Here is a 26,080-nt window from a genome sequence, read left to right on the forward strand (position 1 = left end):
TCGCGTCCGAGGGGGCGAGTGTCGCCATCAGCTACTTTGAAAGCTCGAAAGGTGCCGACGCGGTCGTGGCCGAAATCGAAAGCGCAGGCGGCAAAGCCATTGCGGTGCAGGCTGACCTCAACACCCAGGCGGGTGTGGACAAACTGGTAGGCGCTGCGGTCGATACCTTTGGTGGTGTGGATGTTCTCGTGAACAATGCAGGCGGTCTGATCGCGCGAAAAACTATCGCCGAGATGGAGCTGTCCCACTGGGAAGCCGTCATGACCCTGAATGTCACGTCGACTTTCATGATGACCAAGGCCTGCCTTGCCCACATGAAAAGCGGAACAATCGTGAACCTCGCAAGCCAGGCAGGACGTGATGGTGGCGGTGCCGGTGCCGTGGCCTACGCGACCTCCAAAGGGGCCGTGATGACCATGACGCGCGGTCTGGCCAAGGAAGTCGGTCCTGACATCCGTGTGAATGCCCTCTGCCCCGGTATGATCGATACGGATTTCCACAACATCCACACACCTGATGCGGGCCGTAGAGGTTATGAAGCGAGCGCTCCCCTGAAACGTCAGGGCCACGTCGACGACGTCGCGAACCTTGTGCTGTTCCTCGCCTGTGACGACAGCGCGTTTCTGACGGGCACCAATATCGACATCAACGGCGGCATGCTGTTCTCATAGAAAGCCGATACTATGCGCGTTCTTGCGATTGGTGAGTGTATGGCCGAAATGGCCCCCACCGACACTGATGGTGATTACCGGTTGGGGTTTGCGGGCGATACGTTCAACACGGCGTGGTATCTGGCCCGCTGTGCGCCCGGGGTCGGTGTTTCCTACCTGACCGCCGTGGGTGACGACGCGATTTCGCAGAAGTTGACGACCTTCATACGCGAAAGCGGGATCGACGGTTCCCATGTTCGGGTCGCACCGAACAAGACCGTCGGTCTTTACCTCATCTCTCTTGATCAGGGCGAGCGGAGCTTTTCGTACTGGCGAGGCCAATCAGCAGCGCGCGCATTGGCCGACGATCCGGCTTTGCTCGACGCAGCGATGGCCGATGTCGATCTCATCTATTTCTCGGGAATCACACTCGCGATCCTGCCTCCCGAAGGTCGCACACGCCTGTTGAACGCTTTACGAAAGGCCCGAGCCGCCGGAAAGGCAATCGCCTTTGATCCAAACCTGCGGCCCAGGCTATGGGAATCTACCGAGACAATGAAGAAAGTCATCATGGCCGGCGCCGCTGTTAGCGATCTGGCATTGCCCTCTTTCGAAGACGAAGCGGATTGGTTCAAAGACGCGAACCCGACCGCCACGGCAGAGCGCTATCTGGGCGCGGGCGCTTACACGGTTATCGTAAAAAACGGGGCCGATCCTGTGCTCTATGCCGATGGTAACTCGCGCGGCGAAGTGGCTGTGATCCCTCTGGACACCCTCGTCGATACGACCGCAGCGGGTGACAGTTTTAACGCAGGCGTGATTGCGCGCCATGCCGCTGGTGACACCATCACGAACGGCATCGCCTACGCGTGTGCCCTATCAAGAGCCGTGGTGCAGAAACGCGGGGCGCTCGTCCCGATTGATCCGGCCACCCTGCCCACACCGGACGCAAATTAGAGAGGCACCATATGCCCAACCCTCAACCTGCCGACACCATCGAGCTGTCTCCAGATACCTTGGACCAACTGTCACGGGCCAGCACGGCGAGCGTGGCAACCCTGCTGTTCAAACGCGGCTACCACAACGCCTATGTCCAAGGCGCGATGCCATTGAGCGCCGATGTCATCACCATGGTCGGGCCCGCCTACACCCTCCGCTACATCCCGACCCGCCCCGATACTGATCCGTTGGACGCGTTCCGCGAACCCGACCACCCCCAACGCGTTGCGGTCGAGGAATGTCCCTCAGGCGCAGTGTTGGTCATGGACTGTCGGCAGGACGCCTCGGCTGCTTCTGCGGGATCCATCCTGCTGACCCGTTGCCAGATGCGCGGGGTTGCGGGTGTGGTCAGTGACGGCGGCATTCGTGACGCGAAAGGTGCCGCGGAATTGGACATGCCGGTTTTTGCGGCAAAACCATCGGCTCCGACGAACCTGACCAAACACCACGCTGTGGACATTGGCCTACCAATCGCCTGCGGCGGCGTCGCGATTTACCCCGGAGATATCGTGATGGGCGACAGCGACGGCGTCATGGTGATCCCGCGCCATCTGGCCGACGAGATTGCAAATGAAACCGTCGAGATGGAAGTGTTCGAGTCATTCGTACTCGAACAAGTCAAAGGTGGCGCCACAATTCGCGGCCTCTATCCGCCGACCGATCCGGATACTCTAACCCGTTATGCCAAATGGAAAGCCGATAGGGATGCGTGAGGGCTGCCCGACGCCCTGCGCAGGTGAAGGTATCGGCGAAAGACCATTGCTCAATAGATCATGGTGACCCCGGCAGGATTCGAACATGCAACCTGCCCCTTAGGAGGGATGCGTTCATAGCGCTATTCCTTTCGTGATTTCTTACTGTTGGGTGTTTGTACAGCGTCATCTTGTACGTGGTTTGTACGAAAACGGGCCCTGATGTCGGCCTCATCGGTCTCTGCGTGGGCATAGATGCGCATGGGCAAATTGGGGTCTGACCAGCGTCCAGCTTTAGCCGCCGTCACGGGATCGACGCCCTGACGGACAACAAGCTCCGTGAAAAAGCCGTGCCGCCCAGCGGGGTGGGCTGAAAGGTAAGGGATGCCTGCGCGCTTGCAGATTGTCTTCCAGCGCGTGTTGTAGCCTGTCGAGCTGCCATAGCCGAAAACACGGGCTTTCATGAACTTGCCGGTCTTGCGGTTCTTGGGCCGTTTGGCTGGCAGTGCGAGAAGCTCGTCCATCATCTGAGGCGAGACGGTGATCCAACTTTCCGGATGACCCTTTTGCGCCTTCACGCGGACTTTGTTCTCGTGCGGCCGAAGATCATCCGGCTCCAATGATACGGCCTGATCAATTCGCGCGGCCGTCTCAAACATGAAACGAACCAGCGCGGCATTGTATGGATCGGCAGCACGGCAAAATGCCTCGATCCATTCCTTATCAGCTGGAGTGCGTTCGACGCGGCTGAGCTTGCCTCGCCGCTTGTCCTGCGCGATCCGCTCGAACTTGTCGTAGGGCTTCACGCGGATCAGAGGCGTTCCTTCCAACTCATGCGCGTTGTTGATCACCGCACTCGCGGGCGTCACGATTTCGCGCCACCAAGTATCGGTCGACGCTTTGGGTTTCAGTTTCGGCCCAAGACTCTTCAATAGCGCGCCAGATATCGCGCTCAGCGACAGGTCGCCGATTGCTTCAACGATCGGGATCAACTGCTTGGCCGCCTTGGGAGACGCGTTGTAGAGCATGATTGCATCAGAGAAAGTTTTGCTCGGTTCGTCGCCCACGACATAGCGACGGATCTGACGTTCGGTCTCATGGTTTATCCAGTCCCGTGCGCCCTCTTCTGAAGATGCCTTAGTGCTTCGCCGGTATGGGCCGGCGATTGGTCTGCCGTTGTATTCAATCCACCCCTTGGCCCAGTAAACCCGGCCCCTCTTGTAGATTTGGAGCGGCATGACTGGCCTCCTTCAAAAATCGTATCAATCTGCGCGGGGGTGATCAGCATGGTTCGCCCAAGGCGATAAAATGCACCCGACTCATTTGCTCGCTCGCGTAACGTGCGCTCCGAAATATCGATTCCCATCCCGGCCATGACTTCGACCCACTGCGCGGGCGTTTTCCCAAGCCCCAAGATCTGAGAGCTGTCTGAATAGTTGGTCTCTGCCATTTCAGTCGTCCTTGTCCGCATAAGTTGAATCGGCGACACGCATGGAATCGCTTGTTCTGCACCTTCTGACGTGGTCAGATGTGATTAATTGGAATTTTATGTCATTTTGTGCAGTTTCGCGCAATTTGACAGTTACGTCAATAGGAACCTTACATGGCGCGGGATTTGAAGGCTGTCTTCTCGGCAATGGGTGCGCGACTTGCGATCGCGCGCAACGAAGTCGGCTTGACGCAAACCGCAATGGCGGACGCGATCGGCGTCTCACACCGCGCCTATCACAGCTACGAAAAAGGCCAGCGCGGCCTACCCGTTGAAGCTTTGGTCGCGATTTCTGACAAATTTGATGTGGACGCAGCATGGATCCTATTGGGCACAAAATCTGTCAGAGCGGCTCATGACTTCGAGGCGCTAAAAAGGATCGAGATTTCGCTCGATCAGCACCTCACTGAAGAAAACATCAAAATTAAGAGCGAGAAACGCGGAGCAATCGTGGCTCGCTGGTATCAGTCACACGTCGAAGGCCGTGAAGTCAGTGACGACGATGTGCACACGTGGATTGAATTGGTAAGGGATTAAGATTGTGAAGCATGCGAGCAAAAATTGGCGCCAGGTCAGGCGTGTTACGTTGGAACGGACGCAAAGAAACATTGTCCACCCCTTGCTGTCTATCCAGACCGCCTTTTTGGTTGCTGTCTCAATCTATTTCGGCGGACTTATTCGCTTCTCAATCTTTTACACTGGCCCTTCCGAGTTCTTCTTGGTTGATGTTTTTCAGGCTGTCACTTTGGTGGCTGCTTCGATCGCAATCATGCTTTTGCTCGGGCCCGTCGTTATTCTGGGTATGCTATCTCGACGCTTTGAGAGCCTTCTTGGGGAACATTAGGATCCGTAAAAAGCAAGTCTCAGATGCCATTTTCAAAAGAGCGAACAGAACTCATACTGTCCCGCATTGGGGGCAAGCTAGACTCAAATTCAGTAAATGATTGGGAACGATCATTCCTTCAAAACATGGAAGCGTTGTTCTTGCGGCATGGACCCAAGACCAGTCTTAGCAAGGCGCAGTACTCGAAACTCCACAAAATTCTGAAGCTCGAGCGCCCAAAGAGCGACGACAAATCCATTGCTGTAGCGCCTCAACAGGTTGGGATACCAAACCCCTCTTCGGCGCAAAGGCCCGCCGTTAGAACCGTGCAGCAACGATCTCGGCCTCAGAAACGGACTGCGTCACCGGCCCAAATCATCTATGCGCCCAAACGGGCAATTCGTAGAGCCCAACGAAAGCTGTTTTTTCCCATCATCCTCGTTATGGGGATTTTGGGCCTGCTGAGCGCTTTGTTTGATGGTGGGTCATCCAGCGTTCAAACTCGCCCAGTCGATAGTTCGACACACGCGATTGTAACCGGGAGCAGCGTTAATCAACGTGAAGGCCCTTCAACCAACAATCGGGTGATGGGCCAGCTGGCAGAGGGCACAAGAGTAAGTGTTCTCACCGTTCAGAATGGTTGGTCGCAGATCGCCTCTCCACTCGGGACGGGCTGGATGTCATCCAACTACCTAGCCGCATCAAGAGGAAGTGTTCCCACGCCAACAAATAATATTCCAAGCAGTAGAACGGTCAGCGCATCTGAAGTTCGCGTCATTGATGGCGATACCGTAGCAATAAGGGGTCAGCAGGCAAACGTTCGGTTGGTTGGGTTTAATGCGCCAGAAACCGGCTCCCCTGCATGCAACGCTGAGCTCCAGCGCGGGCTACAAGCAACCAATCGTTTGCGAATTCTTTTGCGTGAAGCTGGATCGATTCAGTTTCAAAGGGTGGCTTGTTCTTGCCGCCCTGGAACCGAAGGAACACGCCAGTGCAACTATGGGAGGCAATGTGGTTTGCTTTCCGTTGATGGCAGGGATGTGGGAAGAATTCTGATTGGTGAAGGCCTAGCTGTCCCTTACCGTTGTGGTGCTACGAGCTGCCCGCCACGGCCAGGAAACTGGTGTCGATGAAGCTAAAATTCATTGCCTAAAGCGAAGATTTTGGCGTCATCGTTTTGTCTGCACTTCTACCGGCCACGCGTGGGCGGCCCTAACCGGACATTGATCAATGGCTTGAAATCCTCTTTGCGCTAAGATGCATTGACGGAACAACGCAGAAGATGGCGCTTGTGTAAGGAGTAAAGACGGCGGTGAATCGGATTGAAAAGATTGAGGATGGCACAGTAACAAAAACTGCAGAGAGATATCCCCGCGACGGAGGACATTTCTCTGAATGCTTCGAGCCAGGTCAAACAATGAACCCGGTCCGGTTAAACTCTCTGGACGATGTGGCGGATTTCCTTCGTACGGTGCCGAACCGACGCGTGCGGATGGAACCTGGTGCGGCCATGACATCGAGGCATATTTTCATTGACGGAGAACCGATCTGATATCCCGGCCCAAAGCCGCCATCGGGTTGGGATTAAATTGGGTTGGGATTAAACTGAGGTCCGGTTCGCTCCATGAGGATTGGCGGAAACCCTCCTTCCAGATCGTGGCAATACCTACGATCCCCAGAATCCCATCAGCTGGCATCAGTCTCCACGTCATCCTCGGTGTCTTCAGTCTCGCGACTTTCGCCTATGGCATGCGGCCAGCAAATGGATTCCCAACCATTGGTTCCTGGGTGCACTTTTGATAACAGGTCTTCTTGATTGACGTCAAAATAATGAGGCTAATGAATGCGAGTCGTTTTGCTGGGAGCTGGTGCATCGAAGAGTTATGGCGCTTCGCCGACCGGACAAAGGATGCCAATCGCCAACGACTTTTTCCCTACCTTCTTCAAATTGGACGCAGCGGCCAACCCTTGGGTTCTGCGTGACGGGCTAATTCACTACCTTCAGTCGCAGAAAGGTATCACGGACACAGATGCCTATCTCGCAGCAGGTGTAGATATAGAAGAGATACATAGCGAGATTGCTGCCAGGCTGGCGAGTGTTGAAACAGAAGAAGGGGGTTTTGATCGCATAGTTCTTTCAAAGCCCTACAACCAATTGATATTTCTTTTTGCGACGACACTGAATGAGATCGCCAACGGACCAGTATCGCAAAGTCACATCGATCTTGCGAATTCGCTTCGACCAGAAGATGTCATCCTGACTTTTAACTGGGACACTCTTATGGATCGCGCGCTGATGAAGGCTACTGACTGGGTGCCTGATAGTGGGTACGGAATTACGCCACATCGACTATTCCGCGATGGTTGGGTCGGTCCAGAAGAAAAGTCTTCGTCCAACAAACTAATAAAATTACATGGCTCGGTGAACTGGCTGACCGCTCACCCGATATACGAGGGTGAGGAACTGGTTCTGACGCATGCGCTTCCGGCGGACTCATTATTCGTCTATGAACATGCTACGCGTCCCTACGCGACACATGCAGGCAGATATGCAAGCGGCTATGCCCCAATGACTTACGGCTATTACCCACCTAATTTGACTGATGTTCCAGGTCGCTCGGCTCCGGACGGCTACGTTATTGTTAAGGTTCAGCCTAAAATGCCTTGGATGCCAGAAGGACAAGCAGGGACGCAGGGTCTTGCTTCGATGCCGTTGATCATCCCACCGGTAAAGGAGAAAAGCTACCAGTTCTTCGGCAGCTTGTTTGAGGAACTTTGGCGCAAGGCAAGCGACGCTCTGGAAGTTTGCGACGAGGTGCTCGTGATTGGCTATTCATTTCCTAAGACTGACCTAAAAAGCCTCGACCTATTTAGGGACGCCTTTCTTCGGCGTGGATCTGTCCCTCGCGTCACGATAATTGACCCCAACCCAACGCGCCCGAAAGAGGTTTTTCAACTGGAACTTGGCATCCCTGAAAGTCATTTGACAGTGGTAGAAAGTCCTTTTCTGGGTGCGGAAACGATTGGCCCCGTTTTTGGGAACTGATGACGCGGCGGATGCGGCGCTCAGTCATAGACATTGAAATGGAACGCCACTCGAAGGTCCGCTTCGGCGACCTCCGACGTTGACCATGCCGCAATGCGGAAAGTCCGCTCTCCACGCCTCGAGCAGGCGAACGGTGCCTCGGTAGTGCTCTGCCCATACCGGACCTTGGCCCGATCCAACCTATGCTGCGCTTGCAGCCCGCATTGCGGACATTGGAAACGTACTCAATATCTGGAGTTGCGCGAACTGGCGGTCTGCAGACATTCGCTGATTTGCAAAATTAGTCACGCGTTCCATCATCACTCAGAATCATTTTGAAGAGTGCCTGCTGGGTCAGATTGAAGCCGCTAATAAATGCGCTTTGGCGGCCTTCTAAATGGCGTTTACGCCTCGCGTCGGTTGCGCCATGCACGATCGCTGAGCGGACGTCATAGACCTGCTTGATCGCAGCTCTAATTTCGTCCTTGTGCTTTTCGTCGACACCCAGCAATTCAGCCATCCCATCCTGGAGCTGTCGACTGATCCCACCGCCACTAGGTCTAAACATCAATTCCAACGATTGCGAAATGTCCAGAATTCGGTCGTTGGCACCAAAGCGCCCCAAGCGCGCCAAAGATTCTGAGAGCCGATGAATAGTCGGCGCAAAGCGCTCAAATTCCTCACCTTTTCGTTTACCGTAGGCTTGTTTGGCCAGATCGATCGAGCTTTTCTGGAGCCGTGGAGGGGCTCGAAAAGGATCGTGCCGACGCCCGACTTGACGTATCGGTTGGAAACCACCTTGACTGTGGGCCAAGCCCAGCAAGCCGTGCGCGGATCGGTGCAGACATCCATGCATCAACATGAAAGGTATGACAGGTGTTTGGTTCGCAACTGACAGAAATTCCAAGAATGTAAGAGCGTCGTCCTCAAATCTTGGAGGCCACCTAGGCGGCTCATCGCGATAGTCAGTCTTCCGCCGAAACGCCGGTCGCCAATGGAACGGCCGCACTACAGCGCCAATTTGCCGCCAATCACGTCGGTCCATCTCCTCCGGCACAAAATCTCGGATCCATTCGCGATCCAGATAATCTGAAAGGTCGGCAGCTGGTTTGACGATCAAACCACCCTGAATCTCAAATTCGTTGCGAATTTCGGGACCATGGAACAGCATTAGATCGTAGCCCAGATCAAGCCCGTTCGGGACATCATTTCCTAAGGTCGTCGAACTCAGATCAAGGACCGATCCAAGTTCGTTCGCAGCTCTTGCAAAACCGCCGTCGCCATCTTCATGGGCGCGTTCCAACAAACCGGCCACGATTTGCGTCAGCCAGGTGAGCGATGTCCCGTTTAAGATTCTGACGTGAAATTCTTCGTTTCCGATACCAGTCCCAAGCGCTCTGGCGAGTGTTGGGTGTGACCTCAGGATACCTCTCACCGGGTCAAGCGCTTCGCGAAGTGGCTTGTAGTATTCCTTCTCAACAGATCGTGAGGCAGAGCGCGCGAGATCAAAGAGATGAGCCATGTCGTCCTTTGGAAAGGGTGTTTCATCTTTTCCGTTGAATGACACGTGTGTCGGGTAAGAGCTCGCCTGCCAATAGGCCGCAAGAAATGGTTCTTGAACTTTGGCGAGATGGCTCAGTGACGGCGCCAGGCGGGCGCACCATGAATTCAAAGAGTATGTCATCAGGTTCACTTAGCTGAAAATGGGGGAGATGACATCGGCCCGTTGCTGCCATTCACGTCTCGTGTTGGATACTGCGGCGCGGCCCGCCAAACCGGACCTTGGTCATTGGCGCAGAATTTTCAAAATGTGCATGGCGGCAGCGAGGACGCAGCTGCAGTGGAACAGCGGGGGATGTGTATTCAGAATGTTTGGATGAGCTAACGACCGCCTAAAATTTGGTTCTTATCGAAGAAATTCCTAAGAGGGTCGACCTTTCAGTGTCGCCTCCATTACGGTCAATGTTTCATGTAGGGCTTCCCGGAGCTTTTCATAAATCTCTGGGAATGTTGCTTTATCGTCCATGCCCAATCGAGCAGACACGGAGTTAACCTTCTCACGTCTGGAATCGGTTGACATAAGATGGGATTGAGAAACTCGCAAATCATAGATCAGATAGAACGGCTTCATCAGTTCTCGAAGATTTTCTGAGCCTCCCAAAGTGATCATCAGTTGCTTTAGAAGTTTTATTCCCTTGATGTTTGAAACGTCTACACCCTGTGCCTTTAGATGTTTCTTTAGCTGAACTGCTTCTAAGGACTCCACATACACATCGTTCAACGCCTGAGCGACTTGAGCACGCGAAGTCTTTGTGTCGAAGATGGGGTCGCGAACCAGGATAGCACTGTCGAGGATTTCGCTGGACACCTGAAAAATCGGAAATCCGAGTGAGCTCCGCGACGCTTCATTCAACTCTGAGCGCAACCGAAAAAGTCTGTTTTCCGGAGCTTCTTCAGTGAACTTGACCTCAATTTGCCCCTCATAGAACTCGCTTCCGATGTGGTGATCCGATGGCACATTCTCGGAGCGAAGATAGTATTGCTCTGTCTCCGGAAGCTTTGCGATGTCCCCTAGCCACACGACTAATAGGCTGTTCTCGTTGATGCCGAATGAAATGTAAAAAGCAGGTTCCGAGGAGTAAATCGTCCCGTATGTCGCAGACGCGAATTTGACCTCATAGTTTGGGTGGTGCTCAAATTTCAATAGTGCGTCGCGTCTGAAAAAGACTGGTGTTAGGAATCCTTCATCCCAAGGGCGTGTAAGCCCAGGGATGTTCTCATAGTCATCTGAGTCGTACTCGAAGGGCACTTTTGAGAAGGCATATTTTTTGTTTGGTTTTCTGCGCGTTGAGGTGACACGATCAGTTCCCTCTTCCATCGCCTTTCGATGAAGATCGATTATTGCGAACTTTGATCGATCTGGCCATTCGAGATTTCCGCAGCTGCATCGCAACGCAGGTATTCCCTCAATGTCAAACTGAACACCTGTTATGCGCTCCTGCAAGTGTACGAAGTCGAGGTGCATCAGTCTTTCACAACGGCCACAATAGAGCCGTTGAGGCCGGTCAACGCTACCGAAGTAGTCCTGAATAGATTTTTCGGTCATACATTTACTCACTATGCACCTTAGGGTTTCAAAGTCAGGGTATCTATCTCATCGAAAAGCAACATGTTTGCCTTGCTGCGTATTCCCTCCTTAGCGTAACCCATGGGGACCTGACCGCTAAACACGAGGCAATCCTCCAAAATAGGATCGGATATCCCCGTAAATTTCCTTAGTTGATCTAGGTTTGCGCGCAGGGCGGATGCTCGGTTGAGATGCTTGAGCAAGAGGTCTGGTTTGCCTTTCGCGTCCAATTCACCCCGAAAACTTGACAACTGTTCGGCAATTTCTCCAGCCGTCTTTCGGTACATAAGATCCTTGCACTCAATAGCAATTACACGGCGGGTTTGTTCGTCCCACGCAAGAACATCGACATCACCTAGTCTTTTGATGTTGCCGAGCTTTTCATCCTCCGAACGACCCAAAATCTGTGTAAGGCCAACATCTGACTTTGCTGTCCAACCCAATTCACGGAGCCTTCCAGCCACTTGATCGTTGAAGCTACTTTTATCCTTCACTGAGCCATTCCAACGCAGCATTTCCTTCGTGCGAATTTGAATTTCGCGAAATTCGGCTTCCCAGTACCGAACGAAAGTATACTCACCCCCATCACCGACCATCCCTGGCCAAAGATAGATTTCAGGATCTTCTGCGTCGTCAAGTTGGATTAAAGGTCGCCGAAGGACACTCAGCAAACGACGGAACTTCCAAGGTTGGCGATCCAGATCAGTAAATCCTTCAGGAACGACCCTCCAGTCTGATCTTGGGGGCAGAGAAAGCTCATGAAGGATTTTATCTAAATGCGGCTCCAGTTCCGGCTTCAGGTCCAGAACCTTCCGCGTAAGCTCCGACTTTCGAACCACAAAACACGCGTTCTCCTCGGCCAGCCCCACCTCTTCACAAGCAACTAGAAAAGCTCCATGTGCTTCAATAGGGAAGCCAAGCTCGCATTCCCACGCCTTTGAAAATTGTTCTTTTTCGGCCAAAAACCTCTTGTCCAGCTCGCCAGTCCTCTCCTTAGGTGCCGAGAAGTGATCCCCATAACCTTGAATACTTCGCTCAACTTTGGATTTCATGCCAGCTTGACCGAACGGAACGACAATCTCCTCGAAAAAGTCATGGTTTGCGAGCACATCGCCTAGCGCCGCCACGATAAGTGTTGGTTCCATCGCACCGTAGTGAATTGCGTCAGACCATCCCCCAAATTCAATTATCTCAATCATCATCGCCATGGACTTTGCGAGATCAAACTCACCAAATGCATCGCCTTCGTCGAGACTGCAAACGCAGTTGGCAACTTCGACTAGAACACGCGATGACTGAAAAACTGCGTTAAGCTTCGACTGGTGCTTGAGTATTTCCTCCAATGCGCGTCCTTTGTCTTCGTGCAAAGCACTGACAGCAGCGGCGGTTCTTTTCCAAGTCTCTTGGTCGCACATTGCAGCTTCATGGTTAGTGATAAGCCTTTGCAAAACAGATTTCTTTTCAAACTTTCTTAAGAAATCGATCAGCTTATTTTCAAGGTATTCAACTAGTCGGCGCAGATAGGCCGTACACTCCGCTTTTCCTTGCAGGGTTCCGCCCAGTTTGCGGTCATGGACCTTCCAACCAAGGAAAAGCTTAAGTGTGCTCGTGTCGGCATCGTTTATGAATACTGGTTTTCGTGGAAGTTTGTGATGAACAAAATCGCGAAAACTGACCGCTGGGAAGGCATGTGTTTGCCGCACACGATTGTTTGGAACAATCGAGATTATCAGATCCTCAAACTGCTCTGCGGGCAACGGCTCAGCTGCTAGTTGTGAAACTCCGAGGCAAACTGCCCTCACCCACTCTCTTTCGGCAACATTATCTTCATTGAAGAAAGCATCTTCAAATCTGCGATTGGCTTTGACAATTACCACCGCTTCGTCGATCCGAGCACTTATTGAAAGAGTTTCCCTCAGCTCATTCTCTGAGAACGGCTTAGGCTGCTCTGCCAGGCCAGCCATTGCACCATCAAAGGTTGCATTGATTTGCAATCGATTTGGCGGTTTGTGCTGTTCTTCAAGTGCACCAAATGCTTGGGAAATTCGAGGCAACCATGTAGACAGCATCCTCCACCGTTCGAAAATCGCATCTCTCGGACTACCCTCAACACCACTTACCTGAGTCCACCATTCGGTGCCCCGATCCTCGAACAGCAAAGCCGGAAGGCTCTCGTTGCTTAGCATGTCTGCATATAGAGAAATGGATCGATCTTCTTCGCTCAACGAGCTGGACGTGCGTCTGACCAAAGTCCAACTGCCATCAAGCTTGCAGGCGGAATGAACATCGGCCTCTTGTTGCGATTGATGTCGCAATGTGCGCAACGCGTTCTGATCGACCATGATCAAACCGGCACCTCCATCTCCGAAGGCATCTGGAACCTGATTGTGCGGTACCAAGTGGCCGCCAAGTTGCTCTCGCCACGCAATCAAATTGAGCAGTCCATTGATGTTGACGAGTTCAATTCCAGCTTCCGAGACCTGCCGTTCAGCATCCTTCAGCCGCCATAGTGAAATCGGCGCAAAGCTATTCTTGTTCGAAAGGACCTCAAAGTCGTGCACAGAGAGAAAGTCTACGTCCCAGTCTTCAAGTTCTAAGACGCTGACATCATGCATGATGCCTCGTCCGATGCCACAGCCTACTACTAGGCTTATGCCAGATTTAAAGTCATCGCTTTCTTCGGCTTTCGCTTTGGCCAGCTTAATGTGATCGAGGATTGCAGTGGATGTAGAGGGCTGGTTCTTGTCCCATCCGCCAAACCCTGTTTCTTCGAAGCCCTGCAGATTGTCCATGAAGAACAGAATGTGAAGCGCTCTACCGTCGTCCACCCAGCGAAACACACTTGCCATGAGAGTGTCACCGGCGGGCGTAAATTCTAGCTGAACTCGACCAAATTCCCCGAGAAAAGGTATCAAGTTCAGTCGCTTTGAGTATTCATGAGCTAGAGCCTTCAAGAAGGTGTCCAACCCATAGGCTTTGACAACCATCTCGAAAACAAAACGACGAATGCCGCCGCTAACTGCAGTCGGAAGCAGAAGGAAAGTCTTGCCGTCCTTATGGCATACCGGGCAACGTTCGAGGTCGTTGTGAAGTAGGTTCTGTTTGAGGATTTTTGCTCTTGCTGATGGATCAAATCCAAAGTCGCCAAAGTCGTCGAGCTTTATACCCAGATCATCAAGATCAGCCGAGCTGAACGTAAGACACTTTCTCAGCTCCGCTATTCGTTCAGCGTCTTGTGGATTGAGCTTTGCCTGGGGTATCTCGTTTCCCAGCTGGTTTCTGGACAAACCTGCGCGTTTGCAGGCTTCATCTGACAAGGTCAATAGTGCATGGACCGGATCCCTGATCACGTCGTAGCTATCGTTCTTAGGAAGACTGTCGACCATCTGCATGATAACCTGCAGGAAGTATCCAGCGCCTTCACTTAGCCCCTCAAGTACGAGGAAATTGCCACGCATAGTGCTGATGTTGCTTACGAGCACATCTTCAGCTGGATCTTCTTGTCTTGCGACGATGCCCTTTTCCATGTCCCCATAAAGCCTGCGGAAATCCTTCTGTTTGAGCCTGTTTTTGTCGCGGCCAAGCGCCAAAGCCAAATTGACCAACGTCTCGATCCGATAGGTCGAACTTTGGAGGTTTTCATTCAGCAAAAGAGCGGCGAAGGAAAGTGCAGTAGCGAGCGGGTCCGAACCTTCCAAAACGGCAAAGGTACTTTTGTACTGCTTTCTTAAATCTTCAAACGCTCCAGTGTTTTGGTTCTCTTCAAGTTTTTTGGGCATTGGCGATAAAGGAATCATAAAATCTACCGTTGAAATGAAATACCCCCCACAACTAACACATGAGCATCGTCAGATGTCTAAGAACCAATCCCTTGTTTCCACTAATTTGGATGGCGCACCATCAAGGAATTGTGAACGTCTGCTTTGGGATAGCGTACATTTTCCGTTGCGCGCTGCAGCGAATGACCGCAATCCGGCACACTCAGCACTCCAACGGTGGCGTTTGCCTGTAACTTGGGTGGACCTTCAGTGACAGGAGGCCCAAGGTCACCAACAGGGTTTCGACAAGGTTAAGAGAAATTGAGCAAAGCGTATTATCAAGCACCAGTAGGCGACTTCTGCGTTGAAGACGGATCTTCCATTTTGGGAAAACTCACAACTCATCACCGGCATGAATTGGAACATTTGCAGCGTAATGCATGGATAGACCAAATTCGATACCTTCAGCTTTCACTGGCATCTACTTCTTCAGGGACGCTCTTTTTTGAATTCATCATACCTCGTATGGGCAAGCGCGCCGATTGCATTCTTGTTACAGAAGGGATCGTCTTTGTCATTGAATTCAAAGTCGGCTCGTCGGCCTTCGATCGACATGCCATCGAACAGGTGTACGACTACTCGCTGGATCTCAAGAACTTTCACGAAGGAAGCCACGCTGCCACAATTGTTCCGGTGTTGATTGCTACGAACGCCAATCAGGTTGATTTCGATCTGGAGCTCGGTGCGGATGGGGTAGCTGCTCCGATCTGTATCGGACGGTCTGGCCTCGGCGACCTTGTCGCTCAAGCTGCGGGGATACCACGTGAGCAATCCGTTTCATCACCCGATTGGGAGGCGTCCGGATACAAACCGACACCGACCATCATCGAGGCCGCACAGGCTCTTTACAAATCGCACGATGTCACCGAAATTTCCCGTTCAGATGCGAGCGCTAAGAACCTGAGGGCGACCTCTGACCGTATTGCTGAGATCATCGGAACTTCCAAACGCGACTACAAGAAATCAATTTGCTTCGTAACCGGTGTACCAGGCGCCGGCAAAACGCTTGCGGGGCTGAACATCGCGGCAAGTCGTGCTGAAAGGCATGAGAACGAAAACGCAGTTTTCCTATCTGGCAACGGTCCTTTGGTCACCGTATTGCGAGAAGCTTTGGCTCGGGACAAGGTTGAGCAAGGAAAGATTGGCGGTGAAAAGATCTCTAAGAAGGATGCTGAGCGGGAAGTAAGCCTCTTTGTTCAGAACATTCATCACTTCAGAGACCACTATCTGAGCGATCCGAATGAGCCTTTTGAGCATGTGGTCGTTTTTGATGAAGCCCAACGCGCATGGACAACAGATCAAGCCTCCAAATTCATGCAAGCAAAGCGGGGGTTGGCCGACTTCGATCAATCTGAGCCAGAATTCTTGATTGGAGTCATGGATCGCCACTCCGAATGGTGCACGATCGTTTGCCTTATCGGTGGTGGCCAGGAGATCAATACTGGCGAAGCAGGCCTTGGAGAATGGTTGAGAGCGGTCGAGAACCGCTTCTCTGATTGGGAAGTGCATGCGTCAACTCTTCTGGAAGATCCGCACTATACGGTTTCTCAGGACGCCGTAGAGCTTCTACGTTCGCCTAAGATCACAAAGCACGAAGATCTCCATTTGTCGGTTTCGATGAGATCCTTTCGCGCGGAAAAGCTCTCTTCCTTTGTGTCATCTGTATTGGATGGCGATGTATCGTCGGCCTCGTACGCTCTGGCTAGCTTGGGCGACAGATACCCGATACTTCTTACGCGTGACCTCGCCTCTGCCAAGAATTGGTTGAACGGCAGGGCGCGTGGTAGTGAACGGACAGGCCTGGTGGCATCTTCAGGCGCCCATCGTTTGCGCCCCGAAGGCATACACATCAAGTCTGCGATTGATCCCAAAAGCTGGTTCCTGAATGACAGCCAAGACGTGAGATCCTCTTACTACCTGGAAGATGTCGCAACAGAATTTGACATCCAAGGCCTTGAGCTGGATTGGGCAGGCATGTGCTGGGATGCAGATCTCAGAATGGTGGATGGCTCCTGGCAATTCAATGCATTCAAAGGAAGCAAGTGGCAGTCTGTAAAGTCTTCAACGCGGCAGGTGTATTTGCTCAATGCTTACCGGGTTCTTCTGACAAGAGCCCGTCAAGGCATGATCATTTTTGTCCCGAATGGCGATGACAAGGATCCAACTCGCCCACCGGCTTTTTATGATCAAACCTATGATTTCTTGCGTGGGTGTGGAATTCCTGAACTCAAGTAGAATGACAGTCTTTAAGCACGACAAGCACCTGCCCGACCTGCAACTCATTTGCGTTCCAATCTAGCTCACGGATCACATACCGGCCGGCACGGCCTGTAATGTGGCGGCGGTAGGTTTGACCATCCTGATCAATGAACAGACAGCGTATGTCGCTGTAGTCGCCCCAGACACCTGCGATGGCCATTAGCGGGATGCCTTCGGGCAACCGGTCGACTTTTTCATAGTCGCGATAGTCGATGCCGTATTCTAAGGCTTGCCGGAAACCGAGCGTAAATTGGGTGTGGTCGAATTGCATGTGGTGCCTTTCTGCGACTTCGAGATTCGTCAAAGCGAGTGTCCCGCGCTGCGGTGATTCTCACGGGCATCTAACTCTCGTTCAGCCGCTTCTCGGCGTCTTTCGCTAGTTTCCAGCTGGTCTCTAATCCCGCCTGAAGCCTCGCGTAATTCTGCTCCTCGCGCAGCAAGTCGGCCAATGTGGTGACGGACGTGAGATGTGATTTCATCAATAGCGCCACGCAATGCGCCAAGCCATTCACCTCGCTTTCGATCCTGCTGGTCGAGCGTTTCTCCAAGGCGTGCAATTCCTTGGCTGAGCTCTCGCAGGCCGTCACCAACCGTTCGACGGATGCGAGCAATTCGCGCTCCAAAGCTGTCAGGGGGGTTGTCGGTGGATTGGTCATCTAAGGCTCCTTGATCTCGATACAGATGATGGGCGTTCGCGCCATCGTGCAGGTCTTCAGTTCTGTCCGGTTCGGGTCCAGCGTCACCCATGTCTGCCTGGACTGTTCGATCGCGGTTAGACCCAGTTCCTTCAACTCCGAGCGCGTCATCAAACCCGTCCAAAACCAACTCGCGATCAGAACCGTCACGATCCAGGCCGAGACCATCGCCACGATCACCCAAGGGGAGATCGTCAGCCAGCGCCTGATCGTCTCGCTCCGCCTCTCCAACTCGCTCTTGCTGTCGCTGAGAAAGAGCCTGATATCGGTCTCGATTGTATGCAGCGCGCTGGTCGCGATGCCGCTGAAATCGCTCCTGAAGATCTCTAGCTGAGATGCCATCAAGGCGGCGTGGTCGCTGCGTACTGTCTCCAGGTCCGCGTTCAATTTCTCGGCGAGGCGGTTCGGCTTGCCAGTCGTCATGAAAAATCTCTCCTTTCAAACGCCAGCGCTCGCCGGTGTCGGGGTCTTGGGCGGTGATGTAGTTCTTGCTGGCGCGGGGGATCTCGAAGCCCGCATCGGCCAAAGCGTCGACCATGCTGGCGCGGTCGGTAATGATGCCGACGCTGATCTGATCGAGGATCCAATCATGCAGCGCTTCGCGACCTTGCGCGCGGGTCGGCGCTTCAATCGTCGCCCTCACTTCACGGGCGCGTTCTGGGTCCAAAGGGTCTGCCCAACCGTGCGTTTTGTTCAACAGATCGCGCAGGCTGGAAAAGGCGGTCTCATGTCCTGGCGGCGCGATGTTCAGGGACTTGCCAGCGTTGAGCTCAAGGCGTGGCGTGCAGAAGTGCAGCTCGACGTTGCCCTCGTGTGTATGGCGCACCCAGAGGCAATCGTATTGATCCCTGTCCAGCCCAGCAAAGGCCAGAGCCTCAAATAGCTCAATGGCCTCTTGCTGTGCGTCAGGACTGGGATCATCGCTCTCGGCAAAGCTGATGACACCCGCCGTGTAGCTCCACTTGTTGGGGCTTGCATCGATCAGGTCGCGGGTCTGGCTTGGGTTTCCGTGCAGCACCTCGGGCAGCGGGTCGCGGATCTTGGTTTGCGGTTCATCGCTGTCATCGCGGATCAGATTGCGGTTCTCGTCATAGGCCAGAACTTCGCGAGCTGTCAGGTAATCCACGGGAACTGCACCGCCACCAGTGCCGGTGGAGAAGAACAAGATGATCATTCGCCGCCGCCTGTGTGCGCCGCCACGATCTGCCCCATCTGCCGCTCGATGACCACCAGTTGCGTCGCGACCTTGAGCGCATCGATCTGGCTTGCACGACCAGATTTGACCGCGCCGTTGATCCAGCGGGAAAGCTGGTTGAGGTTGCCGCCGACACGGGCAATCGCAAAGGTCAGCTTCGGATCAACACGCGGGACGGGCTTGCGCCGACGTGCTTCGGTAAGCCCCAAGGCCTCGCGCATCAGCGTGGCATTGGGCAAGCCAGCCGCACGCGCCTTGGCCACAAGCGCTGCCTTTTCCGACGGTGTGCATCGAAAGATCACGCTCTCGGAAAGGCTCTCTTTGACGCCGCCTGCGTGCGTCTGGTTGGGGTTTGAAGGGGAGGCTTGCCGCCCCTCACAAGTCCCGCCGATGTAATCGGTGGGTAACCTTGCTCTCTGCTCATTGTGAAGATCGGTCGCACTCATGATCTGAGCCCCGCCGCTTCGATTTCAGCACGGCTGACCAGGCTTGCGGCCAGTAAAGCGGTCACTTGGCCGGGTGTGATGTGGCGGCACAGTGGATGTTTGTCTGTGACCCAGTCGGCCAAACCTTTCAGCAATTCCACCTCTTTGGCTTTGCCCGCTTCTCGCGCCTCCTCGGCGTCGTGAAGGTATTTCAGCCAACGGCCAGACGTGAACCAGTTGTCGGAGAAGCACACCTTGGATCGGGTGAAGCCTTCACTCTCGCTCGCATAGGCCCGAACGGCGTCCTCGAGGTCCTTGGCGTCCACTCCGTCGGCCAGCGCTTGGCGGATTTGCGCGAGACAAACCGCTTTGCCGCGAATGCGATCCTCGGGATAGGCTGACAATATCTTTTCAGAAACTTCATCCTTTACCGCCGCCTTCGCGTGCGAAGGATTTGGTTTTTGATATGGTTTATATCTGTTCTTATAGGATTTGCCCTCTGGGGCAGATGGCTTGCCCTCAGGGGCAAATGCATCATTTTCCTTTTCGGTCGGATCGATTTGCCCATTTGGGCAAATGGAGTTGCCCAAAGCATACCAGCAAGTCCGGTCATAGCGATCATCGCTAAAATTGCCCTTGATGATCAGCTCTGCGCTGACCAGCTTTTCGAGCGCCGTGCGGATCTGCTTCTCGCTCAGATAGGGGAACAATTCACCAAAGGCCGAGATCGAATTGTAGGTCCAATATCGCCCGTCGCGAAGATTACGGCGGTTGGCTTGGTTCTTCTCGATCCAAAAGGCGATGTTCTGGAAAATCACCGCTGCATTGAGACCGACACGTCCGGCGATTTCGGGATCAAAGCTATGGCGGCTCATTCTTGACCCCCGAAATACGCACAAACGTGCGAATTTTGTACAGGTTTTGTACGAGAAGTCCGCCGTTTTAGCTGATTACGCCGTGAAAACTCACGGGACTTGTCGCAGGCTTCCGCACAACGTCCTGTAAATAAGCCATATTTTTCAGGTGGTTTTGGTGACCCCGGCAGGATTCGAACCTGCAACCTGCCCCTTAGGAGGGGGCTGCTCTATCCAGTTGAGCCACGGGACCACGGGCATGTTTCTAGCCGCTGAATGCACGATGGCACAAGACGGTCGGGACAGGTGTTGAAATGTCGTATGGTAGGGTGTCGTAAAGGGGGAGCGTTGTTGGCCCACCACTCCCCCTTTGATCCGAATCCGTACTGAGACTAGAGAGCTTGCAGGACGGTCTCGAATCTTCTGTGCGCAGACGCGTAGCCACACGCAGTGTTAGCGTTAACATAAAGCAATTGCGTCGCATGGACAAGAGTGCTTTATCATATAAAGTAGGTTCATCGGAATTTAGGGAGGCTCGAATTCCATGCCAAATGGCCACGATACCATTCCCGCAAAACGACCGCTTACCCTTCGCGACGTGTCCGAAGCATCCGGTGTATCCGAAATGACCGTTAGCCGCGTTCTGCGCAATCGGGGCGATGTCTCGGAGGCGACCCGAAACAAGGTCCTCGAAGCCGCGCGTGAGCTTGGGTATGTGCCCAACAAAATCGCGGGCGCTCTCGCATCTTCGCGTGTGAACCTCGTGGCAGTGATCATCCCGTCGATGTCGAACATGGTCTTTCCAGAAGTGATGACGGGTATCAACGAAGTGTTGGAGAACACAGAGTTGCAGCCGGTTGTCGGCATCACAAATTACAAACCCGAACGCGAAGAAGCCGTGCTCTACCAGATGCTTTCATGGCGCCCGTCCGGTGTGATCATTGCAGGGCTCGAACATACTGAGGCCGCATCGGCGATGATGGCCGCAGCGGGCATTCCGGTGGTCGAAATCATGGATACCGACGGTGATCCTATTGATAGCGCGGTGGGGATTTCCCATCGCCGCGCGGGCCGCGCCATGGCGCAGGCAATCATCGATGCGGGATACAAACGGATCGGGTTCCTTGGGACCAAAATGCCGCTCGATCATCGCGCGCGCAAACGGTTCGAAGGGTTCACCGAAGTTCTCGCCAAGAACGGGTTGGAGATTGTGGACCGTGAATTCTACTCTGGTGGTTCTGCCCTGACCAAAGGTCGCGAGATGACGGAGACGATCCTCAAACGCAACGAGGACGAGCCGCTCGATTTCCTCTACTTCTCGAACGATATGATCGGTGCAGGCGGACTCCTGTATTGCATGGAAAAAGGCATCGATGTGCCCGGTCAATTGGGACTTGCCGGTTTCAACGGAATCGAATTCCTCGATGGCCTTCCCATCAAGCTCGCAACGATGGATGCAATGCGTCTGGAGATCGGGCGAACCGCAGCGGAAATCATCGCCAAACGGGTGAATGACCCTCAGGGCGCGGGCGAAACAGTCACCCTCACACCCGAGTTGGCGCTTGGCCAAACGCTCAAGAAGGTGAAGAAGCCGCTCTAACGCTTCACAATTTGCGTGAAACGCTGGAAATCACGGGTCGATCCGCGTAAACGGACGATCGATCCGCGCAGAGCGCGTGCATGACCAAAACAGGAATTCCACGATGCCCCATTACCGTTCCCGACGTTCCACCCATGGTCGCAACATGGCCGGTGCCCGTGGCCTTTGGCGCGCCACCGGCATGACGGATAGTGATTTTGGCAAACCGATTATCGCGGTGGTCAACTCTTTCACGCAGTTCGTGCCCGGTCACGTTCACCTCAAAGACCTCGGTCAGATGGTTGCGCGCGAGATTGAAAAAGCGGGCGGCGTGGCGAAGGAATTCAACACTATTGCTGTCGATGACGGCATCGCAATGGGCCATGACGGGATGCTCTATTCCCTGCCTTCGCGTGAAATCATCGCGGATTCGGTGGAATACATGGTCAACGCCCATTGCGCGGATGCGATGGTCTGTATCTCCAACTGCGATAAAATCACGCCCGGCATGATGATGGCAGCGATGCGCCTCAATATTCCGGTCATCTTCGTTTCCGGCGGGCCGATGGAGGCAGGCAAAGTCACGATCGACGATATCGAGCGCGCCGTGGACCTTGTCGATGCGATGGTTGTGGCCGCCGACGACAGCTACACCGACGCACAGGTCGCCGAGTTCGAACAGAACGCCTGCCCGACCTGCGGGTCCTGCTCGGGCATGTTCACCGCGAACTCCATGAACTGTCTTGCCGAGGCACTAGGTCTCGCGCTGCCGGGCAACGGATCGACATTGGCGACGCACGCGGATCGCCGGCACCTGTTCCTGGAGGCCGGTCGTCGGATCGTGGAAATCACCAAAGCACATTACGAAGACGAGCAGCCCGGCTACCTGCCGCGCGAAATCGCCACGTTTGAGGCCTTTGAGAATGCTATGAGCCTCGACATTGCGATGGGCGGATCGACCAATACGGTGCTGCACCTGTTGGCGATTGCCTATGAGGGCAAAGTCAATTTCACCATGGACGACATCGACCGGCTTAGCCGCAAAGTGCCGGTTCTGTGCAAAGTTGCGCCCGCAAAGGCCGATGTACACATGGAAGACGTGCACCGCGCAGGCGGCATCTTCTCGATCCTCGGCGAAATGCATCGCGGCGGGTTGCTGCATGGCGATGTGAGCACGATCCACTCCGACACGATGGCCGCTGCAATTGCCAAATGGGACATCAAAATCGCCAACAACCCGGAGGCCGAGCAGTTGTTCAAAGCCGCCCCGGGTGGCGTGCGCACGACACAGGCGTTCTCGACCGAGAACCGCTACAAGGAACTCGACCTCGACCGTACAGGCGGCGTTATCCGCTCGGTTGAGCACGCATTTTCCAAAGACGGTGGTCTGGCGGTCCTGTTCGGCAATATCGCCGAGCGCGGGTGCATTGTGAAAACCGCGGGTGTGGATGACAGCATTCTGAAATTCACCGGCAACGCGCGTGTGTTTGATTCACAGGATGATTCTGTTGAGGCAATTCTGACCCGCAAGGTCGGCGCAGGCGACATCGTTGTGATCCGCTATGAGGGACCACAGGGCGGTCCGGGGATGCAGGAAATGCTCTATCCAACGAGCTACCTGAAATCCAAAGGTCTGGGCAAAAAATGCGCGCTTTTGACCGACGGGCGATTCTCTGGCGGGACCTCCGGTCTGTCGATTGGCCATGTGTCCCCTGAGGCGGCTGAAGGGGGCATGATCGCGTTGGTAGAAAATGGCGACACGATCGAGATCGACATCCCGAATCGCTCTATTCAGTTGATGGTGGATGACGCCGAACTGGCCCGCCGCCGCGAAGCCAAAGGCCCGCTGCCGTGGCTCCCTGCCAAGGAACGCCCCCGCGCCGTGTCCACAGCTCTCAAGGCCTATGCCCTGCTGGCGTCGGCCGCGGATAAGGGTGCAGTGCGCATTTTGCCGGAAAAATAGGGCTCTGTTCCCGCCCAACCGACCTAAAAACGAAAGCCATCCTTCGGGGTGGCTTTTGCGTGTTTCGATATGACCGCAACAAACACTATGCACGCCATGCGCCGCAGAGGAACTAAACGAGATGTTGTATTTTGATCTGGGAAGAAGTGGTGAGCCGTGATGGGTTCGAACCATCGACCTACTGATTAAAAGTCAGTTGCTCTACCAGCTGAGCTAACGGCCCACTTCGTTGTGGTGCGGGGGAACTACAATCGCAGTGCAGGAGCGTCAAGCGGAAATCAGAGAATTCCTTGGAAAACCCTTCGCCAAGGTTTATATGCCCGCCCATGCAACAGACTGCCGCACCTTCCGGCCTGCCCTTTCTGAAAATGCACGGGCTAGGCAATGACTTCGTGATCCTTGATTCACGGGGCCGCCCCGCTGTGACCACGCCAGAACTTGCGCGCGCGGTAGGTGATCGAAATCGCGGTGTGGGCTTTGACCAACTGGCCGAAATCCGGTCATCCGACGTGGCCGACATTGATCTCGATTTCTGGAACAATGACGGCAGCCGTGCGGGCGCTTGTGGCAATGCCACACGGTGCGTGGCGCGGTTGATCATGGATGAGACGGGGCAGGACCGCGTCACCATCCGCACAGAGCGCGGCACACTCGTCGCTGTGCGGGCCAGTGATGAGGTGTCGGTCAATATGGGCCATCCTGTCCGCGATTGGGATCAGGTGCCTCTGGCGCAGGACGTAGACGTTGATCATTTGCCGATGGAAGGCGATCCGGTCGCGGTCGGCATGGGCAACCCGCATGCGGTGTTCTTTGTGGCCGACTCGGGGGCCGTTGATGTTGCCGGTTGGGGCGCGCAGGTTGAACATGACCCGTTGTTCCCCGCACGCACCAACGTTGAATTCGCCGAAGTTCGCGCCCGTGACGAGATCCGGATGCGGGTATGGGAGCGCGGCACAGGGATCACCTTGGCCTGTGGGTCGGGCGCCTGCGCCACGGTCGTTGCGGCGGCCACACGTGGCCTGACGGACCGCAAAGTCCGCATGGAGGTCGATGGTGGCTGGCTCACGCTCGATTGGCGCGAGGACGGTGTGTGGATGACGGGGCCGACGGCGCTGGTCTACCGCGCGGAATTGACACCCGAATTTCTGGACGCGCTCTGATGTCCGCCAATCCGCCCGTCTTTGCGACACTGGGCTGTCGCCTTAACGCCTATGAAACCGAAGCAATGAAGGACCTCGCCGCGCAAGCAGGTGTGTCCGATGCGGTAGTGGTCAACACCTGCGCCGTGACCGCAGAGGCCGTGCGAAAGGCGCGTCAGGAAATCCGCAAACTGCGCCGCGAAAATCCGGACGCGAAGATCATCGTGACCGGATGTGCGGCACAAACCGAGCCCGAAACATTCTCAAACATGGCCGAAGTCGACATCGTGATTGGCAATTCCGAAAAGATGCAGCCGGAGACGTGGAACCGGATGGGCCCCGATTTCATCGGAAACACCGAACGCGTTCAGGTCGATGACATCATGTCGGTTACAGAGACCGCGGGCCACCTGATCGACGGGTTCGGCACCCGCAGTCGTGCCTATGTTCAGGTTCAAAACGGCTGTGATCACCGCTGCACGTTTTGCATCATCCCGTACGGTCGCGGCAATTCACGCTCGGTTCCCGCAGGCGTTGTAGTCGATCAGATCAAGCGTTTGGTGGATCGCGGCTACAACGAGGTCGTCCTGACCGGCGTGGACCTTACGAGTTGGGGTGCGGACCTGCCTGCCGAGCCGCATCTGGGCGATCTGGTGATGCGCATTCTAAAACTCGTACCCGATTTGCCACGCCTTCGGATCAGTTCGATTGATTCGATTGAGGCTGATGATGCGCTGATGAGGGCGATTGCCACCGAACCCCGTCTCATGCCGCATCTACACCTCAGTTTGCAGGCCGGTGACGACATGATTCTCAAACGGATGAAGCGGCGCCATTTGCGCGATGACGCGATCCGGTTTTGTGAGGAAGCCAAACGCCTGCGCCCCGATATGACATTTGGCGCCGACATCATCGCCGGTTTCCCGACTGAAACCGAGGCGATGTTTGAAAACTCTCTGCGTCTTGTGGAGGAATGCGACCTGACCTGGCTGCATGTATTCCCTTATTCGGTTCGCGAAGGCACGCCAGCCGCGAAAATGCCCCAAGTTGGCGGCAAAGCGATCAAAGAACGCGCCGCGAGACTTCGCGCAGCGGGAGATTTGCGCGTCGATACCCATTTGCGCACCCAGATCGGGCGCACCCATCACATTCTGATGGAAAACCCGCACATGGGTCGGACCGAGCAGTTTACCGAAGTGTCCTTTGCGACACCCCAGACTGAGGGTGAAATCGTCACCGCAACCATTTCCGGCACCAAGAATGGCCAGTTGACCGTTTAAGCGTCAAAAATCACTCCAAACCTGTTGCATTGGGACATTGCGACAACGCGACCCGCCTGTGCACCCCA

The 26,080-nt window shown here is 54.5% G+C and carries 19 protein-coding genes and 2 tRNA genes; 11 read left to right on the top strand and 10 right to left on the bottom strand.

Annotated features, from left to right (window positions below; genetic code table 11):
* The 3 genes from ABD815_RS02800 to ABD815_RS02810 form a co-directional block, all read left to right on the top strand.
* On the top strand, window positions 1–671 hold a 671-nt coding region (locus ABD815_RS02800), incomplete at its 5' end, for an SDR family NAD(P)-dependent oxidoreductase (protein ID WP_344843167.1).
* Between the two features lie 12 nt (window positions 672–683).
* A complete protein-coding gene (locus ABD815_RS02805; RefSeq protein WP_344843169.1) occupies window positions 684–1,607 on the top strand; it encodes a sugar kinase in 924 nt (307 codons plus the stop codon).
* An 11-nt stretch (window positions 1,608–1,618) separates the two neighbouring features.
* The gene (locus ABD815_RS02810) at window positions 1,619–2,362 is read left to right on the top strand and encodes a ribonuclease activity regulator RraA (protein ID WP_344843171.1); all 744 of its coding nucleotides are present in this window, start codon (window positions 1,619–1,621) and stop codon (window positions 2,360–2,362) included.
* Between the two features lie 122 nt (window positions 2,363–2,484).
* Here the strand turns inward: ABD815_RS02810 and ABD815_RS02815 are convergent, their stop codons facing one another.
* Window positions 2,485–3,579, bottom strand: a complete 1,095-nt coding sequence (locus tag ABD815_RS02815) for a tyrosine-type recombinase/integrase (RefSeq protein WP_344843173.1) — start codon at window positions 3,577–3,579, stop codon at window positions 2,485–2,487.
* A 365-nt stretch (window positions 3,580–3,944) separates the two neighbouring features.
* Between ABD815_RS02815 and ABD815_RS02820 the strand changes: the two genes are divergently transcribed.
* From ABD815_RS02820 to ABD815_RS02825, 3 genes are all read left to right on the top strand, one after another.
* On the top strand, window positions 3,945–4,367 hold the full coding sequence (locus ABD815_RS02820; RefSeq protein ID WP_344843176.1) for a helix-turn-helix domain-containing protein: 423 nt from the start codon (window positions 3,945–3,947) through the stop codon (window positions 4,365–4,367).
* A 729-nt stretch (window positions 4,368–5,096) separates the two neighbouring features.
* Entirely contained in the window at window positions 5,097–5,786 is a 690-nt protein-coding gene (locus tag ABD815_RS15105; protein ID WP_425549840.1) for an SH3 domain-containing protein, read from the top strand.
* Between the two features lie 710 nt (window positions 5,787–6,496).
* On the top strand, window positions 6,497–7,699 hold the full coding sequence (locus tag ABD815_RS02825; RefSeq protein WP_344843178.1) for an SIR2 family protein: 1,203 nt from the start codon (window positions 6,497–6,499) through the stop codon (window positions 7,697–7,699).
* Window positions 7,700–7,979: 280 nt separating this feature from the next.
* Here ABD815_RS02825 and ABD815_RS02830 read toward each other — a convergent pair whose 3' ends face one another.
* The 3 genes from ABD815_RS02830 to ABD815_RS02840 form a co-directional block, all read right to left on the bottom strand.
* Window positions 7,980–9,362, bottom strand: coding sequence for a hypothetical protein (locus ABD815_RS02830; protein WP_344843180.1), 1,383 nt, complete (start codon window positions 9,360–9,362; stop codon window positions 7,980–7,982).
* Window positions 9,363–9,599: 237 nt separating this feature from the next.
* A complete protein-coding gene (locus ABD815_RS02835) occupies window positions 9,600–10,784 on the bottom strand; it encodes a hypothetical protein (protein WP_344843182.1) in 1,185 nt (394 codons plus the stop codon).
* A 20-nt stretch (window positions 10,785–10,804) separates the two neighbouring features.
* Window positions 10,805–14,602: a hypothetical protein gene (locus ABD815_RS02840; protein ID WP_344843185.1), complete on the bottom strand. Its 3,798-nt coding sequence runs from the start codon at window positions 14,600–14,602 to the stop codon at window positions 10,805–10,807.
* A 282-nt stretch (window positions 14,603–14,884) separates the two neighbouring features.
* Here ABD815_RS02840 and ABD815_RS02845 point away from each other — a divergent pair, with 282 nt between their 5' ends.
* Window positions 14,885–16,858: a DUF2075 domain-containing protein gene (locus ABD815_RS02845; RefSeq protein WP_344843188.1), complete on the top strand. Its 1,974-nt coding sequence runs from the start codon at window positions 14,885–14,887 to the stop codon at window positions 16,856–16,858.
* Here the strand turns inward: ABD815_RS02845 and ABD815_RS02850 are convergent.
* The 5 genes from ABD815_RS02850 to ABD815_RS02870 all read right to left on the bottom strand — a co-directional run bounded on the left by ABD815_RS02850 (window position 16,851) and on the right by ABD815_RS02870 (window position 20,304).
* Window positions 16,851–17,186, bottom strand: a complete 336-nt coding sequence (locus ABD815_RS02850) for a hypothetical protein (RefSeq protein WP_344843191.1) — start codon at window positions 17,184–17,186, stop codon at window positions 16,851–16,853. The two genes, ABD815_RS02845 and ABD815_RS02850, sit on opposite strands and share 8 nt — an antisense overlap.
* Window positions 17,183–18,751 (bottom strand): relaxase family protein, encoded by a 1,569-nt coding sequence (locus ABD815_RS02855; protein ID WP_344843194.1) that lies wholly within the window; start codon window positions 18,749–18,751, stop codon window positions 17,183–17,185. Before ABD815_RS02855 ends, ABD815_RS02850 begins: the two co-directional genes overlap by 4 nt.
* A complete protein-coding gene (locus ABD815_RS02860; protein ID WP_344843196.1) occupies window positions 18,748–19,218 on the bottom strand; it encodes a plasmid mobilization protein in 471 nt (156 codons plus the stop codon). The genes ABD815_RS02855 and ABD815_RS02860 overlap by 4 nt, the downstream gene beginning before the upstream one ends.
* Window positions 19,215–20,072, bottom strand: a complete 858-nt coding sequence (locus ABD815_RS02865; protein ID WP_344843199.1) for a hypothetical protein — start codon at window positions 20,070–20,072, stop codon at window positions 19,215–19,217. Before ABD815_RS02865 ends, ABD815_RS02860 begins: the two co-directional genes overlap by 4 nt.
* 155 nt (window positions 20,073–20,227) lie before the next feature.
* Window positions 20,228–20,304: transfer RNA gene (locus ABD815_RS02870), tRNA-Arg, on the bottom strand.
* Window positions 20,305–20,595: 291 nt separating this feature from the next.
* Between ABD815_RS02870 and ABD815_RS02875 the strand changes: the two genes are divergently transcribed.
* A complete protein-coding gene (locus tag ABD815_RS02875; protein WP_344843203.1) occupies window positions 20,596–21,651 on the top strand; it encodes a LacI family DNA-binding transcriptional regulator in 1,056 nt (351 codons plus the stop codon).
* 103 nt (window positions 21,652–21,754) lie between these two features.
* Entirely contained in the window at window positions 21,755–23,593 is a 1,839-nt protein-coding gene (gene ilvD, locus ABD815_RS02880) for a dihydroxy-acid dehydratase (RefSeq protein WP_344843206.1), read from the top strand.
* Between the two features lie 147 nt (window positions 23,594–23,740).
* On the opposite strand, the gene ABD815_RS02885 is transcribed toward ilvD, so the two are convergent.
* A tRNA-Lys gene (locus ABD815_RS02885) sits at window positions 23,741–23,816 on the bottom strand.
* A 103-nt stretch (window positions 23,817–23,919) separates the two neighbouring features.
* Here ABD815_RS02885 and dapF point away from each other — a divergent pair.
* Window positions 23,920–24,753, top strand: coding sequence for a diaminopimelate epimerase (gene dapF / locus ABD815_RS02890; protein ID WP_344843209.1), 834 nt, complete (start codon window positions 23,920–23,922; stop codon window positions 24,751–24,753).
* The gene (gene mtaB, locus ABD815_RS02895; protein ID WP_344843211.1) at window positions 24,753–26,012 is read left to right on the top strand and encodes a tRNA (N(6)-L-threonylcarbamoyladenosine(37)-C(2))-methylthiotransferase MtaB; all 1,260 of its coding nucleotides are present in this window, start codon (window positions 24,753–24,755) and stop codon (window positions 26,010–26,012) included. The genes dapF and mtaB overlap by 1 nt, the downstream gene beginning before the upstream one ends.
* The last annotated feature ends 68 nt before the right edge of the window (window positions 26,013–26,080 follow it).

This window comes from Celeribacter arenosi (assembly GCF_039539485.1).
Taxonomy (GTDB): domain Bacteria; phylum Pseudomonadota; class Alphaproteobacteria; order Rhodobacterales; family Rhodobacteraceae; genus Celeribacter; species Celeribacter arenosi.